This is a genomic window from Herbaspirillum sp. DW155 (assembly GCF_037076565.1).
GTDB lineage: Bacteria > Pseudomonadota > Gammaproteobacteria > Burkholderiales > Burkholderiaceae_D > Herbaspirillum.
The window spans coordinates 4,494,150-4,509,139 of sequence record NZ_AP029028.1 but is presented as its reverse complement, the minus strand read 5'-3'; the positions used below and the strand labels follow the sequence as shown (position 1 = coordinate 4,509,139).

Here is a 14,990-nt window from a genome sequence, read left to right as displayed (position 1 = left end):
GGACGCCGAGTTCAGCCGGCGCGCTGGTAGACTTTGAGCAACTGGCCTTCGTCGCCATCCCGCCGGCCTTCCCAGAACAGCGTCCAGAGACCGTGCGGGCGCTTGCCGGCATCCGGCATCTCCTGGATCAGCCAGCGGCATTGGGTCTGGGCGGCATCATCCACGGGCTGGTGCAGGATGCCGGTGTAGTAGTACAGCATCGGCGCTTCCGATTCGCCCAGCGCCTGGCTGGCCATGCAATCACCTTCTTGCCAGGCCGGGCCGATCTTGGCCTTGAGGTCGGCGTAGACATATTCATAACTCTTGCCGTAGTCCGCCCAGGGCAGCAGCAGCGTGAAGGCCAGGCCCCACATCAGGGTGATCCCGCCAAACCAGGAGAACGCGCCGCGCCACGAGCCCGCCCGGTGCAGCAGGCCCAGCGAGACGATCCACAGAATGCTCATGGCACCGGCGGCCAGCACGGCCAGTGGCTGGATGGGCGTCACGAAGCTCAGCGGCAGCCACTTGCCCATGAAGGCGATGGACTCGTGCTGGTCGGCCGGCGAGGTCGAGACGATGTAGGTGGCCCAGATGCCGATGGCCAGTGCGCCAAAGCCCAGGCGCGAGAACCAGTCCCAGGCCAGGTGGGCCGCTGCGGGCAGGCGCGGCAACGCACGCGCGCCCAGCATCACCAGCGGCAGCAGCACCGGCAGCAGATAGAGCTGGCGTGCCGTGGCCGAGCTTTGCAGCACGGCCAGGCTGATGGCGCCAAAGGCCAGTGGCAGCGCCACCTTGGGGGCGCCCGGCCGGCGCCAGTCGCCGCTGGCCAGCGCCAGCACGGCCAGCATCGAGCCCGGCAGGGCGAAGCCGGTCAGTGCGCGCAGGATCACGGTGTGGTCGTTGTCCGAGCCCAGCTTCTTGACCGAGAAACCGAAGAAGCGGCCCACGTTGTTGTCCCAGAACCATTCCATGAACAGCGGCATGGAATGCTGGGCCAGCAGCGCCGGCCAGATCACGAAGAAGGGCAGCGAGACCAGCACTGCGGCACCGACCATCTTCCAGTAAGAACGCGAGCGGCAGGCCGGCACCATCATGCCCATGGCCATCGCCGTGGCAGCAAAGGTCAGCGGCACGAACAGGCCCTTGGTCATCTCGGTAATGCCCACGCCCAGGCCGAACCAGAAGGCGGCGCTCCACGCGGGCGTGCGGCGCTCCTCATTCAGGGCGATGGCCAGCAGGCCGTAGGTGGCCATGGCTCCGCCGGTGACCAGCGCGACGTCGGTGAACATGTCATGGGCATGCTTGACCATGCCCGGCGAACCGGCGAACAGCGCCAGGGTCGCCAGCACCGGCAGGCTCATCAGGCTGCGCTCGCCCCACATCATCTTGGCGATCCTGGCGACGAACACCAGCGTGACCAGGTTGTAGAACACGCTGGCCAGGCGGGCGCCCTCGTGATACGGCAGCAGCGGGTAGGCCAGTTTGGCCAGCAGCACGGCCGTCCAGTAATACAGCGGCGGCTTTTCCATGAAAGGCTGGCCGGCATTGGTGGGCACCAGGTACTCGCCGGAGACCAGCATGTGATGGATCATGCCGAAGGTGTAGGTTTCATCCTGCTTCCAGGGACCATGACCGAAGATGCCCGGCAGCAGCCATGCTGCGCCGGCCAGGACCAGCAGCAGCCAGGCCAGCCGCGCGGGCAGGGCGCGCTCGCCGGCCGTCGAGGTCGGGGGCGCAGATCGGGAAGTGCTCGGCTTGCCTTCGGTGAGCGAATCAAATAGGAACATGCTGAATATACGGATGCGAGCAGCCTGCGCTGCCCGCGCAACAAACAAAAATGGAAAACCAGGGGATATCGAGGTTGCGCACGCCAACCAGCGTGCCGCCCCATGCGTGGCACCGCCTAGCCTGTTCGCCATCCTCTGCGTCCGGGTTTTCTCCCCCATTACGCGTGATTGCCTTATTTTTCTTGGCGAAGATTGTTGCCGGGCTAAAACTTCCGGTGAGGGAAGCGGCACCTGTTATGAGCACTGCAGAAAAACGGAGCAATGCGATATTTTGGCACAATGTGTGTCTAATATGACAGATTTGTCAGCGATCTTGTGAAGATTTGGGGTGGGTTTGTCAATATTCGCGTCATTCGCGCCACGCCAGGTGCGCTTGGGCAGGGCGCGGGGCTTGATGCAGGACATGGAAGCGCGTCAATCCTCCGGGATGGCATCGTATTGCCGGGCCTGGCCTGCCGGTCGGCCGGACTATCCTGTTACCATACGGCTTTTGCCCTGGCCGGGTTTGCATCAGTGCATCACTGGCCAGGCAGCCGCCAACGCCAGCCACGAATCGTATGTCCCACCACACCCGTTCCATCGCACAGCCTGAAAAATCCGGCATGTCGCGCGCCGAGGTGCGCGCCAGCGTTTCCCTTGCCTCCATTTTTTCCCTGCGCATGCTGGGCCTGTTCCTGGTACTGCCGGTGTTCGCGGTGCATGCGCACAGCCTGCCGGGCGGCGACAGCGACACCCTGGTCGGCATTGCCCTGGGTATCTATGGCCTGGCACAGGCCTGCGGGCAGATTCCCTACGGGATCGCCTCCGACCGTTACGGCCGCAAGCGCATCATCGTCATCGGCCTGCTGCTCTTTGCGCTGGGCTCCTTCGTCGCCGCCGGCGCCCAGAGCGTGCTGTGGCTGCTGATCGGCCGGGCGCTGCAGGGATCGGGCGCGATCTCGGCGGCCATTACCGCCTTCATCGCCGACTCCACGCGGGAAGAGCACCGCACCAAGGCCATGGCCATGGTGGGGGCCTCCATCGGCGTGACCTTTGCCGTCTCGATGGTGGCTTCGCCACTGCTCTACAAGTCCATCGGCATGGGCGGCATCTTTGGCCTGACCGGCGTGCTTTCGCTGATCGCCATTGCGGTGGTGCTCTGGGTGGTCCCGGCTGCACCGATGGTGCAGGCACGCCGCGTGTCGCTCTCCGAGGTCTTGCGCCATGCTGAGCTGCTGCGCCTCAACTTCGGCGTCTTCACGCTGCACCTGACCCAGGTGGCCATGTTCATGGTGGTGCCGGCGGCGCTGGTGCAGCTGGCCGGTATCCCGCTGGGCGAACACTGGAAGATCTACCTGCCGGTGGTACTGGCTTCCTTCGTGCTGATGCTGCCGCCCATCTTCGTGGCCGAGAAATATGGCCGCATGAAGCCGGTCTTCATCGCTGCCATCAGCCTGATGCTGGTGGTGCAGCTGGGCTTCTGGGCGGTGCTGTCGCATCCGCTGGCCAAGGTATGGATGCTGGTGGGGCTGCTGTTCCTGTTCTTTGTCGCCTTCAACATCCTGGAAGCGGCCCAGCCCTCGCTGGTCTCCCGCATCGCACCGCCGGCGGCCAAGGGTGCGGCGCTCGGGGTGTACAACACCTTGCAGGCGCTGGGACTGTCGTGCGGGGGCGCCCTGGGCGGCTGGCTCAAACAAAATGTGGGGAATTCCGCCGTGTTTCTCTTGTCAGCCGTGCTCACCCTGACCTGGCTTATAATCGCGGCTAACATGAAAAACCTGCCGCGCCGCTCTGCGCAGGCGGCGGGTGCAACAGCCTAAACGTATTCAGGAGAAACAATGGCATCGGTCAACAAAGTCATCATCGTCGGCAATCTCGGGCGCGATCCGGAAACACGCTACATGCCCAACGGCGAAGCCGTCACCAACATCGCCGTCGCCACGACCGAAAGCTGGAAGGACAAGAACACTGGCGAAAAGAAGGAGCTCACCGAATGGCATCGCATCACCTTCTACCGCAAGCTCGCTGAAATCGCCGGCCAGTACCTGAAGAAGGGCTCGCAGATCTACGTCGAAGGCCGCCTGCAGACCCGCAAGTGGCAGGACAAGGAAGGCGTCGAACGCTACACCACCGAAATCATCGCTGACACCATGCAGATGCTGGGCGGCCGTCAGGGCGCCGGCGGCGGTGGTGGCGGCATGGACGAAGGCGGTTATGGTGGCGGTGGTGGCGGCAGCTACGGCGGCGGCGCGCCGCGCCAGAGTGCCGGTGGCGGTGCAGCCGGTGGTGCTGCTCCGCGCCAGCAGCCGGCGCAGCGCCCGGCCCCGAACTTCTCGGACATGGACGACGATATTCCCTTTTGAAGTCTGCAAGACCCCGTCTCGCGTCAGACATGCAAAACCCTCGCTTCAGCACGAAGCGAGGGTTTTTTGTTTTGAAGTGGCCTGATCGCCGGCCAGCCCGTCACCTCATAGGCATTTCTCGTTCTGCCCCGCCCCCGGCGGAAAGACGCCCACCTGCCGCCATTGCCCCTTGGCGTGATACTGATACAGCCGGAAGCGCGGCGCCGCGTTGGCGCCGCTGGCCGTGAAACTGATCGGCCCGCTCAGGCCCGCATGGCGCATGCGGTGCAAGGTTGCCGCAATCTTTTCGCCGTCGGTCGAACCGGCTTGCTCAATGGCGGCGATCATCATGCTGGTAGCGTCATACGCATAGTAGGAATAGGGACTGGGCGCGGCGTTATAGCGTCGCACGTAGGCCTGGGTGAAGGCTTTCCAGCGCGGACAGTGCTCGCGCGCCAGTTCGTACTCCAGCACATGGGCCTGCGGCAGTTCGCCCTCGCCGAACGACAGGCTGCTGGCGCCGCCCACCAGCAGCAGTTTGGCATCCAGCCCGGTACGGCGCACTTCCTCCACGAAGGCTGACGCCTGCGGAAACAACGCAAGGAACACGAGCACATCGGCCTGATACTGGGTCGCGGCCTTGACCGCCGCATTGAAGTCGGTGCTGCGGCGGCCGACCAGATAGCGTGTGGCGCTCAGTCCCGGATGCTTGATCAGGTGCGCGGCGAGCTCATCGGTGAGCGCATTGCTGTAGGCCGAGTCATTGTGAATGATGAAGACCCGTTTGCCCTTGAGGGTGGCGGCCGACACCTGGGCCAGCACCGCGCCCACATCGGCCGTCCCGCCCACCACCCGGAAGGGCATGCGGTTGCCCTGGCTGGTCCACTGGCTGGTGCCGGCCGTAAAGGATATCTGCGGAATGCGGGCCGCTTCGTAGAGTTCTGCCGTGGCCATGGCGGCGTCGCTGCTCCAGGGGCCGATGACTCCGGCGACTTTTTCCTTGATGAAGTAACGTGCCACGTTCACGCCGAAATTGGCCGTTCCCTGGTCATCCTGGGCCAGCAGGCGGAAACGATACGAAGACTTCTTCCGCGCAGCCAGGGCGTTGCCATCCTCGACGGCCAGCTCCGCGCCACGCCAGGCACTTTGCACGATGGGTTGCGTCAGCCATGCGCTCAGGCCCAGCGTCACCTGCCGGCTGTCCTCCGACCTGGCCGGTGCCATCGTCCACAGCAGCAATGTGGCGATCCAGACCGCCCGCATGATGGTGGCGCTCCACATGTCATCCCCCTTGACCCGGCTTGAGCTGCAGCCGCCCGTGATCTTGTGATGGTCTTGCATGGATGTTCACATTGACTGGTCAAAATATACACCCTTGTTCCGATGAAGCAGCCACAACGGCGGCACAAGGCGCCCGTCAGGGGCTTCTGATGCGCTCTGCGCCGGTCTGGCGCTCCCCTGCACAACGCCAGCTTCTCCCACTTCTTCAGAAAAATACCGTCAATCAGGAAAATCCTTGTCTTTTTCCTGAAAAAACGGATTAGCTCATCAGTAACGACATTGAATAACCAAATATAACCAATAAAATAAATTTAGCATTCTTAATTCAGTTTATTTATTTAAATCAATGAACGGGCAGGCCAACAAGCTCACCGAGCTGGTCGCTGCCTTCAAGCTCAGGAACCCGTCCGCTGTACTGGCGATGCGCTAGCGCCGCGAAACGCCCGACTGGCGGGGGCTGGCGGGCGATGTGAACGAAGATTCAGTCGCGTGCCGGGAATGCCCGACAGGCGGCATGGCCGCTCTGGACCGCATGAACCTTCCGGCGATTTTTGGTCGGATTCATTCCGGCCAGCGCAGTTCGAAACAGCTCCCGCCCAGGGGCGAGGGGCGGCAGTCTGCCTGGCCGTGATGCGCGCTGGCGATGGCGCGCACCACGGCCAGTCCCAGGCCGCTCCCCTTGGGCGCAGCCGCACCCGCATGCGCTGCGCGCTGGAAGGCATCGAAGATGCGCCCGGCGTCGGCCTCCGTCAGACCGGGGCCGCTGTCTTCCACCCGCAGACAATGCTGGCCATCGATCTGCGCGGTGCTGATGTGCAAGGGCCCCGGCGTGGCGTGCTGCAGGGCGTTTTCCAGCAGGGCCAGCAAGGCCTGTCGGATGCGCACCGGGTCGCATACCGCGGCGTGCGCACTGAGCGCCACGGTGAGGGTGAAGCCCTTTTCCTGCAGCGCCGCCTCGCACGCCTTGAGCACCGTCATGACCTCGTGCCGCAGGTCGGTCTGCTGCAACTGGATGCGCAGGTGACCGTTTTCGGCCAGCCCGACGATGCGCAAGTCCTCGATCAGCCGGCCCAGTCCTTCCACCTGCACCAGCAAGCTGGCAAAGAGCGCCGGATCAGGCTGGAACACGCCATCGGACAAGCCCTGCAAGCGTCCGCGCAGGATCGTCACCGGGGTACGCAATTCGTGGGCAATCGCGGCGTTCCAGAAGATGCGCTCCTGTTGCGCGCGCTCCAGGCGCTCGGCCATGGTGTTGAAGTCACTGATGAGTTGCGACGCCTCGTCCAGCGGTTGCCGTTGCGCCGCCGCGCGCGCGGCCAGATCCCCTTGCGCCACCCGGCGCAGGCTGCTGGCCACCGAATTGAGGGGCGTGAGGATACGGCGCGACAGGCGCATCGCCACCCACACCGCGATGGCCATGCCGATCAAGGTGGTGACGATGATCCATCCCCATTCCGCAGGCGAGGGCAGCCAGCTGTCCGGTGCCGAGAGCGCCGTGGGCATGAGGATGAACATGGTCGAATAAAACCCGTACGACCCCAGCAGCACCATGAGCATGATGCTCAGTGCCAGGATGGCGATGGAGCGGATGATCTGGCGCGCCAGCCCCTTGCCGCGCCAGAGGGTGATGAGATCGATGTCGGGTTTCATGTCTGCCTTGCTGCCTGAGACTCAGCTGCCCGACCGGAAGCGATAGCCGACCCCGCGGATGCTCACCGGGATGCCGGCGATGCCCAGGTCTTCCAGTTTCTTGCGCAGCTTGCTGACATGGCTGTCCACGGTGCGCTCCAGGGTATCGCCCTCGGGCAGGCAGGTCGCCAGCAGTTCGGCGCGGCTGAACACGCGGCGCGGTGCACGCGCCAGCTGCGCCAGCAGTTTGAATTCGGTCAGTGTCAGGACCAGCGTATGGCGCACCCCCTCGATCTCGGCCACTATCTCATGCTGTTCGAAGTCGATCACGAAGGGCGGGGCGCGCAGGATGCGCCGCTCGTCGCGCGCCTCGCGCGGCAGGCTGCGGCGCAGTACCGCTTCCACCCGTGCCACCACCTCGGCCGGATTGAAGGGCTTGACCACGTAGTCATCGGCACCGATGCGCAAGCCCATGAGCTTGTCCACGTCCTGATCCAGCGCGGTCAGCAGGATCACCGGCGTATGGCCGCGCTGGCGGATCTGCGCCAGTACCTGCCAGCCGTTGACCTGCGGCATCTGGATGTCCAGCAGCACCAGGTCCGGCTTGAGCGAGAGATGCAGTTCCAGTGCCCTGGCACCATCGGCCGCGTGCACGCTGCGCATGCCGCTGCGGGCCAGGTAGGCGGCGAGGATCTCGGCGATCTCGATGGCATCCTCGGCGATCAGGATCAACGCTCCCTGCACCGCGGTATCCTCGCCCAGGCCCAGCTGGGGTGCTGTCATTGTTGCCTTCTCCATCGAAACTCCATAGTTGTACCGCGCAATCCTCACGCCGATGGCCCAGACTCCGCCTTCGCCCGCGATTGTACTGTCGCCCTGCGCCAAGCGACAGGGGGCTGGCCTGGACCGGTAGCCACGACCTTCGCGCGTTCCCCTCGATGGAGTTTCTGCATGCCCCGCTTTTTCATCGACCGTCCCGTCTTTGCCTGGGTGGTCGCCCTGTTCATCATGCTCTTCGGCGTGATCGCCATGAGCCAGTTGCCCATCGCCCGCTATCCCTCGGTGGCTCCGCCCAGCGTGACGATCACCGCCACCTATCCGGGCGCCACGCCCCAGACCATGAACGATGGCGTCATCAGCCTGATCGAGCGCGAGCTATCGGGCGTGAAGAACCTGCTCTATTTCGAATCCTCGGCCGATACCTCGGGCAGCGCCCAGATCACCGTCACCTTCAAACCGGGCACGGACCCGGAACTGGCGCAGGTGGATGTGCAGAACAAGCTCAAGGCCATCGAAGCGCGTCTGCCGCAGACGGTGCGGCAGAACGGCGTGAGCGTGGAATCGGCGGCCTCGGGCTTCCTGCTCATGGTCAGCCTGACCTCCACGGATGGCCGCTACGATGAAATCCGTCTCAACGATTACCTGGCCCGCAATATCGTCGAAGAGCTGCGCCGTATCGAAGGCGTGGGCCGCGTGCAACTGTTTGGTGCCGAGCAGGCCATGCGCATCTGGATCGATCCCTTCAAGCTCAATGCTTTCGGCCTGTCGGTGAGCGACATCAGTGCCGCGATCAACCAGCAGAACGCACAGATTGCTCCGGGGCGCCTGGGTGATACGCCAACTGTACCGGGCCAGCAGATTGCCGTTCCCCTGACTGTACCGGGCCAGTTGCAGTCACCGGCCCAGTTCGCTTCCATCGTGCTCAAGGCCAAGGCGGATGGTTCGCGGGTATTGCTGGGCGATGTGGCGAAGGTCGAGCTGGGTGCGCAGTCCTACGCATTCGTCAACCGTGAGAACGGCAAGCCCGCCGGTGTGGCTGCGGTGCAGCTCTCGCCCGGGGCCAATGCCGTGCGCACCGCTGCGGCCATCCAGGCACGCATGGAAGAACTGCGCCCCAGCCTGCCGCAGGGCATGCACTTCTCGCTGCCCTACAACACGGCGCCCTTCGTCAAGGTGTCCATCCAGAAAGTGGTGCAGACCCTGATCGAAGCCATGGTGCTGGTGTTCCTGGTGATGTACCTGTTCCTGCAGAACGTGCGCTATACCCTCATCCCGGCCATCGTCGCGCCCATCGCCCTGCTGGGCACGCTGGGGGTGATGCTGGTGGCCGGCTACTCGGTCAATGTGCTGACCATGTTCGGCATGGTGCTGGCCATCGGCATCATCGTCGATGACGCCATCGTGGTGGTCGAAAACGTCGAGCGCATCATGGCCGAGGAGGGGCTCGCGCCGCGCGAGGCGACCATCAAGGCCATGCGCGAGATCACCGGGGCCATCGTCGGCATCACCCTGGTCCTGACGGCGGTGTTCATCCCCATGGCGCTGGCCAGCGGATCGGTCGGGGTGATCTATCGCCAGTTCGCACTGGCCATGGCGGTGTCGATCCTGTTCTCGGCCTTGCTGGCGCTGAGCCTGACGCCGGCGCTCTGTGCCACGCTGCTCAAGCCCGTAGCGCCCGGCCATCATGAGAAGCGCGGCGTCTTCGGTGCCTTCAACCGCGCCTTCGCCCGCCTGACGCGGCGCTACGAATCGCTGCTGGGCCGCGTCATCGCGCGGGGCGTGCGCATGATGCTGCTCTATGGCGCGCTGTCGCTCTTGCTGGTGCTGGGCTTGCGGGCACTGCCCTCGGCCTTCCTGCCGGAAGAAGACCAGGGCTATTTCATGACCAGTTTCCAGCTGCCCGCCGATGCCACCGCCGAGCGCACTGCCCGCGCCGTGGATCAGTTCGAGCGCTATCTGAAGACGCGCGAAGATATCGGTGCCAATCTGTCCGTACTGGGCTTCGGCTTTTCCGGTTCCGGTCCCAATGCCGCGATGGCCTTCACCGAACTGAAGGACTGGAAAGAGCGCAAGGGTTCCACCGCCGCGCTGGAGACCCAGCATGCGCAGGCCGCGATGGAAAGCGGTGTGGATGGCATCGTCATGAGCCTGCTGCCCCCGGCCATCGATGAGCTGGGTAATTCCTCCGGCTTTGCCATGCGCCTGCAGGACCGCGCCAACCAGGGCAATGCCGCGCTCAAGGCGGCCGAAGCGCAGCTGCTGGCGCTGGCTGCCCGCAGCGACAAGCTGGCAGGCGTCTATTCGGATGGCCTGCCGTCCGGTTCCGGCCTGCAGCTGGAGATCGATCGCCACAAGGCGGCCGCGCTTGGCGTGTCCTTTGCCAGCATCAGCGACACCCTGTCGGCCGCCATCGGTTCGCTCTACGTCAATGATTTCCCCAATGCCGGCCGCATGCAGCAGGTCATCGTGCAGGCCCAGGCCGCATCGCGCATGCAGATCGAGGATGTGATGAAGCTGCATGTCCGCAACCAGAGCGGCGGCATGGTGCCGCTGGCCGAACTGGTCAGGCCGTCCTGGCAGATGTTGCCCACGCAACTGCAGCGCTATCAGGGATTCCCGGCAGTGCGCATTTCAGGCAGCGCCGCCGCGGGCGTGGCCAGTGGGGAAGCCATGGCCGAGATGGAGCGCCTGGCGCAGCAATTGCCGCCCGGCTTTGCCGTTGCGTGGACCGGCCAGTCGCTGCAGGAACGCCTCTCGGCAGCCCAGGCGCCGATGCTGATGGGCTTGTCGATGCTGGTGGTGTTCCTGGTGCTGGCGGCGCTCTACGAGAGCTGGCGCATTCCGCTGGCAGTCATGCTGGCGGTGCCGCTGGGACTGGTCGGCGCGGTGGCAGCGGTGATCTTGCGCGACATGCCCAATGACGTCTTCTTCAAGGTCGGCATGATCACCGTCATCGGGCTGTCCGCCAAGAATGCCATCCTCATCGTGGAATTCGCCCGCCAGTTGCGAGCCGAAGGCGCCGGGCTGGTGGAAGCGGCGATCAAGGCGGCGGTGCTGCGTTTGCGGCCCATCCTCATGACGTCGCTGGCCTTTGCGCTGGGCGTGGTGCCGCTCATGCTGGCCTCCGGTGCCAGCGCCGAGACACAGCGTGCGATCGGTACGGGCGTCTTCGGTGGCATGATCAGTGCGACCGTGCTGGCAGTGTTGTTCGTGCCGCTGCTGTTCGTGCTGGTACTGGGCGCGGGGGCGGGGCGGCGGCGCCCGGATCAGCGCAGGGAGCAGCCCTGATGCAACCGTGCAGTGAGGGGCGGCGCAATGCGTCCCCTCCTGCGCTCACGGCACAGACCCGGACGGCCAGCGGCCCTAGATCAGGCGCCCACGGGCGGTGCGAAATCCCCGTCCTTGCGCGCAGCGGCAGGCACTGGTGCGGCTTGTACCGGCGCTGCGCCGGCCGGCTCGTGCTGCTGCGCGCCCTCGGCCACCATGCTGCTTTCCTGCGCGACCGGCTGCATGTCTTCTGGGCTGAAGACGGCGGGGTGGCCCGATGCGCTGCCGGCCTGCGTATTGACGGCGCGGCGGTTGAGCTCGCCGTAGCGGCGCAGTACCGGTCTGGCAGCGGCCAGCATGGCCAGGGAACCAGCGGCCAACATGAGGAAGGACGTCTTTTTCATTGCGGCTCCTGTAGGCATCGCGGGGATGCAAATCGGATAGGGATCGGTAGGGGAGCCTTGATTATCGCCAGCCGAGCTGGGCACGCCTGTCGGACGATGGCGTAATCCGCCGTCGGCCAGGCTTTGATTTTGTGGATGAGCTGCAGAAAACAAAAAAGGGTCCATCTTGCGATGGACCCTTTTTCTACTACATATGGTGCGGCTGGCAGGAATCGAACCCACGACCCCTTGGTTCGTAGCCAAGTACTCTATCCAGCTGAGCTACAGCCGCGAAAGACCGAGATTATAAGGAGCTTTTCTAAAAAGTACAAACATTTTTTCGTGACCCCGCAAAAAAACTTCATGGCCGCGCTTCAATACACCTCCCGCGAGGCAAACGGGTGGTACTGGAACAACCAGGTCTCGCTGAGCGCCTGGCTCTGATGGCGCAGGAACAGGCGCAGCTCGACCGGCTCCGCGCCGCTGGCGGTAAGGTCGAACTGCGCGCGCCAGTGGCCGGGCACGCCATTGGGCAGGGCTTCGGTGTAGACGTAGGAAATGCTGCCGCGCGAGGCGGTGATGACGGCTTCCGGTTGCACGCCGAAGGGCAGGGCCTCCAATGGCTTGCCCTTGAACTCCACCATGAACTTGCGCACCTGCGGCGGGCGCGCCTGTCCAGGCTGGCCGCCGCGTCCCAGGCGCGTGGCCACGCAGCGCGCCAGCGGGGTGGGGAAGGGCTCGTCCTGCTGCCAGTAGAGCCGGTAGCGCAGGCGATACGCATTGCCCGCGCGCGCCGGAGCCTTGGGCACCCACATGGCGACGATGTTGTCGTGGATCTCGTCGTCGGTGCGCAGTTCGATCAGTTGCACTTCGCCGTCGCCCCAGTCGCCCAGCGGTTCCACCCACAGGCTGGGGCGGCGTTCGTAATGCACGCCATCCAGATAATGATCGAAATCCCGGTCGCGCTGCAGCAGCCCGAAGCCGCGCAGGTGCTGGTCGCTGAAGGCCGAGGCCATGGTGCGCGGCGGATTGTTGAGCGGTCGCCACAGATGTTCGCCGGCGCCATTCCAGATCGCCAGACCGTCGGAGTCATGTACCTCTGGCCGCCAGTCCACGCCCGTGCCCTTGACCGTTTCCGAGAACCAGTACATCGAGGTGGCCGGTGCCAGCCCCAGGCGCGCCACGTCGCGGCGCAGGAACAGGGACTTGTCGATCTCCATGCCGACGCCGCCCCCGTCCTTGCGCTGCATGGCGAAGCGATACGCGCCGGTGATGCTGGGGCCATCGAGCAGTGCGTAGACCACCACGGTATCGCTGTGCGGCGCGGAAGGCTCGAAGAAGAATTGCGTGAAGTCGGGAAATTCCTCCGGCCGGTCGGCCTGGGCCACATCGATGGCAATGCCGCGTGCCGACAAACCGTACTGGTACAGATCGCCGATGGCACGGAAATAGGACGCGCCCAGAAACGCCACCCAGTCATTATTGCGCCAGTCCTTTAGCTGTTGATCGGCCAGGCGGCTTTCCTGGAAGCGGAAACCGGCAAAGCCGCTGCCCGCAGGCAGCCGGTGCGCGGGGCTGTCAGCGGGCATGTCGAAGTAGTCATCGCGGTAGGACACTTCCTGCGCCTGTACCGGTACAGTGGCATCGCCTCGACCAGTAAGGATGAACATCCGTACCGGTACACGAAAGAACTTGCCGAGATGAAAGAAGGTCACCGGAAACGCGCCGGGGCCTTGGGCGAAGAGGGCATCCGCAGTCTTGAAGCGGATCTTGCCGTGGGCTTCGTAATCGATCTGGTCCAGTACGTCGGCGGGCGCAGCGGGCGGGGCCTGATAGGGCGTGCGGGCCATGTCGCGGGCGCGGGCGATGAGCGTGTCGAAGGCAAACGGCTGCGCGCTGCCCAGGCGCAAGCCCTGTGCCGCCAGCGCGCGCGGCGACAGACCGAGTGCGGCCATCGCTGAGGCGGCGCTGGCGGCGGCGAGGAAATGACGGCGGCTGGGCATGGGTGGTTCTCCTGTGAGGCGGCCTCATGGCGGCGGTGGCGGGGCGATGCGAACTCTACAGAGTCAGTGCGGCTGCGCTTGGTTCCGCCCACAAAAAAGCCCGCTGCGCAGGCAGCGGGCTTTCAGACTGATGCGGGTTCCGGATGACCGGAGCGGCAGGATCAGTATTCCCAGAACATCTTCTGGATTTCCTTGGTATCGGTGGTCTTGGTCAGCGCCAGCATCAGCAGGATGCGTGCCTTCTGAGGATTCAGCGTATCGGAGACCACGAAGTCCAGCTTGTCGTCATCGGCTTCACCGTTGCGTGCCACGATGCCCTGGCCGACACGGCTGGAGCGCACGATCACGACACCCTTCTTGCGCGCTTCGGTCAGTGCCGGCACCACGGTGTTGTTCAGGCTGCCGTCACCCACGCCGGCGTGGATGATGCCTTGCGCGCCAGCGGCCACGAAGGCGTTCAGCGCAACCGGGTTCATGTTGGCGTAGCCGTAGACGATATCGACTTGCGGCAGCTTGTCCAGGTTCATGATGTCGAAGGGCGTGTCGACCGTGTTCTTGCGGGTCGACTGGCGATAGAAGTAAGGCTTGCTGCCCTGGATGTAGCCCAGGAAGCCCAGTTCCGGCGTCTTGAAGGTGTCCATGGTGGAGGTGTTGGTCTTGGTCACTTCACGGCCAGCATTGATCTGGTCGTTCAGGGTCACCAGCACGCCCTTGCCGACGGCTTCCTTGGAGCCGGCCAGCAGCACGGCGTTGTACAGGTTGATCGGACCATCCGCACTGATGGCGGTGGACGGACGCATCGCGCCCACGATCACCACCGGCTTCCTGCTCTTGACCACCAGGTCCAGGAAGTAGGCGGTTTCTTCGATGGTGTCGGTACCGTGGGTGATGACGATGCCATCCACATCGCTCTGCGCCAGCAGGGTGTTGACGCGCTTGGCCAGCTTCAGCCAGGCGTCGTTGTTCATGTTCTCGCTGGCGATCTGCATGACCTGCTCGCCACGCACGTTGGCGACCTTCTTCAGTTCGGGAACGGCTGCGATCAAGGCGTCCACGCCGACCTTGGCAGCGGTGTAGCCGACGGTGGTTGTGCTGGTGGCGCCGGTGCCGGCGATGGTGCCGCCGGTGGCCAGGATGACCACGTTGGGCAGGTTCTGTGCGTGAGCTGCAGCGGCCGCAGCCAGGCAGAGCAGGACCAGCATTTGCTGGAAGATTTTTCTGATAATCATGTGTGCCTCTGAACGAATGATTGAATGAATTTTCTTAGTTTTTATTGGTAGCCCGGCACGGATGCTCGACGTCTTGCTGCGTGATGCCTCCCGGCCAAAGCGCCGACACGATAGCACCGGTGCGCGCCGCAATCAAAGCTTTTTTTATCCGATGAGAAAGCCGCATGGCAGAGCGCTTTGCGGCGGGGTGGCATGCACGTTTCGTGCGTTTTGAAGGAGGGTGAGTGAACGGAAAGGACAGAATGTTGCACCTCTGACGGAGCGCTGACGCGGCTCTCGCCGGCTTCTGGCGCGCGGTAGGCGGTCGCTTCTTTGCGTGGAGAAAAAATAA

The 14,990-nt window shown here is 64.3% G+C and carries 10 protein-coding genes and 1 tRNA gene; 3 read left to right on the top strand and 8 right to left on the bottom strand.

Annotated features, from left to right (window positions below):
- Positions 1-11 precede the first annotated feature (11 nt).
- Positions 12-1,766: a glycosyl transferase gene (locus AACH55_RS20410; RefSeq protein WP_338716449.1), complete on the bottom strand. Its 1,755-nt coding sequence runs from the start codon at positions 1,764-1,766 to the stop codon at positions 12-14.
- Positions 1,767-2,323: 557 nt separating this feature from the next.
- On the opposite strand from AACH55_RS20410, the gene AACH55_RS20405 reads away from it, so the two are divergent.
- Positions 2,324-3,565 carry an MFS transporter gene (locus AACH55_RS20405; protein WP_338716448.1) on the top strand — a complete coding sequence of 414 codons (1,242 nt, stop codon included), beginning with the start codon at positions 2,324-2,326 and terminating at the stop codon, positions 3,563-3,565.
- 18 nt (positions 3,566-3,583) lie between these two features.
- Positions 3,584-4,108 (top strand): single-stranded DNA-binding protein, encoded by a 525-nt coding sequence (gene ssb / locus AACH55_RS20400; protein ID WP_338716447.1) that lies wholly within the window; start codon positions 3,584-3,586, stop codon positions 4,106-4,108.
- A 105-nt stretch (positions 4,109-4,213) separates the two neighbouring features.
- Here ssb and AACH55_RS20395 read toward each other — a convergent pair whose 3' ends face one another.
- The 3 genes from AACH55_RS20395 to AACH55_RS20385 all read right to left on the bottom strand — a co-directional run bounded on the left by AACH55_RS20395 (position 4,214) and on the right by AACH55_RS20385 (position 7,780).
- Positions 4,214-5,428 (bottom strand): branched-chain amino acid ABC transporter substrate-binding protein, encoded by a 1,215-nt coding sequence (locus tag AACH55_RS20395; protein ID WP_338716446.1) that lies wholly within the window; start codon positions 5,426-5,428, stop codon positions 4,214-4,216.
- Between the two features lie 501 nt (positions 5,429-5,929).
- A complete protein-coding gene (locus tag AACH55_RS20390; RefSeq protein WP_338716445.1) occupies positions 5,930-7,018 on the bottom strand; it encodes an ATP-binding protein in 1,089 nt (362 codons plus the stop codon).
- Positions 7,019-7,039: 21 nt separating this feature from the next.
- Complete coding sequence (locus AACH55_RS20385) at positions 7,040-7,780, bottom strand: response regulator (RefSeq protein WP_338716444.1); 741 nt, start codon at positions 7,778-7,780, stop codon at positions 7,040-7,042.
- Between the two features lie 168 nt (positions 7,781-7,948).
- On the opposite strand from AACH55_RS20385, the gene AACH55_RS20380 reads away from it, so the two are divergent.
- Positions 7,949-11,065, top strand: a complete 3,117-nt coding sequence (locus AACH55_RS20380) for a multidrug efflux RND transporter permease subunit (protein ID WP_338716443.1) — start codon at positions 7,949-7,951, stop codon at positions 11,063-11,065.
- An 80-nt stretch (positions 11,066-11,145) separates the two neighbouring features.
- Here the strand turns inward: AACH55_RS20380 and AACH55_RS20375 are convergent, their stop codons facing one another.
- The 4 genes from AACH55_RS20375 to AACH55_RS20360 form a co-directional block, all read right to left on the bottom strand.
- Positions 11,146-11,448 carry a hypothetical protein gene (locus AACH55_RS20375; RefSeq protein WP_338716442.1) on the bottom strand — a complete coding sequence of 101 codons (303 nt, stop codon included), beginning with the start codon at positions 11,446-11,448 and terminating at the stop codon, positions 11,146-11,148.
- 194 nt (positions 11,449-11,642) lie between these two features.
- Positions 11,643-11,719: transfer RNA gene (locus AACH55_RS20370), tRNA-Arg, on the bottom strand.
- Positions 11,720-11,801: 82 nt separating this feature from the next.
- A complete protein-coding gene (locus AACH55_RS20365; RefSeq protein WP_338716441.1) occupies positions 11,802-13,430 on the bottom strand; it encodes a glucan biosynthesis protein D in 1,629 nt (542 codons plus the stop codon).
- A gap of 161 nt (positions 13,431-13,591) precedes the next feature.
- A complete protein-coding gene (locus AACH55_RS20360; RefSeq protein ID WP_338716440.1) occupies positions 13,592-14,659 on the bottom strand; it encodes a type II asparaginase in 1,068 nt (355 codons plus the stop codon).
- Positions 14,660-14,990: the final 331 nt, after the last annotated feature.

Excerpts from the sequence above, each read along its gene's own strand:
- AACH55_RS20365 (WP_338716441.1), bottom strand. The coding sequence starts at position 13,430 with ATGCCCAGCCGCCGTCATTTCCTCGCCGCCGCCAGCGCCGCCTCAGCG.
- AACH55_RS20385 (WP_338716444.1), bottom strand. The coding sequence starts at position 7,780 with ATGACAGCACCCCAGCTGGGCCTGGGCGAGGATACCGCGGTGCAGGGA.
- AACH55_RS20390 (WP_338716445.1), bottom strand. The coding sequence starts at position 7,018 with ATGAAACCCGACATCGATCTCATCACCCTCTGGCGCGGCAAGGGGCTG.
- ssb (WP_338716447.1), top strand. The coding sequence starts at position 3,584 with ATGGCATCGGTCAACAAAGTCATCATCGTCGGCAATCTCGGGCGCGAT.
- AACH55_RS20410 (WP_338716449.1), bottom strand. The coding sequence starts at position 1,766 with ATGTTCCTATTTGATTCGCTCACCGAAGGCAAGCCGAGCACTTCCCGA.
- AACH55_RS20395 (WP_338716446.1), bottom strand. The coding sequence starts at position 5,428 with ATGCAAGACCATCACAAGATCACGGGCGGCTGCAGCTCAAGCCGGGTC.
- AACH55_RS20380 (WP_338716443.1), top strand. The coding sequence starts at position 7,949 with ATGCCCCGCTTTTTCATCGACCGTCCCGTCTTTGCCTGGGTGGTCGCC.
- AACH55_RS20405 (WP_338716448.1), top strand. The coding sequence starts at position 2,324 with ATGTCCCACCACACCCGTTCCATCGCACAGCCTGAAAAATCCGGCATG.
- AACH55_RS20360 (WP_338716440.1), bottom strand. The coding sequence starts at position 14,659 with ATGATTATCAGAAAAATCTTCCAGCAAATGCTGGTCCTGCTCTGCCTG.
- AACH55_RS20375 (WP_338716442.1), bottom strand. The coding sequence starts at position 11,448 with ATGAAAAAGACGTCCTTCCTCATGTTGGCCGCTGGTTCCCTGGCCATG.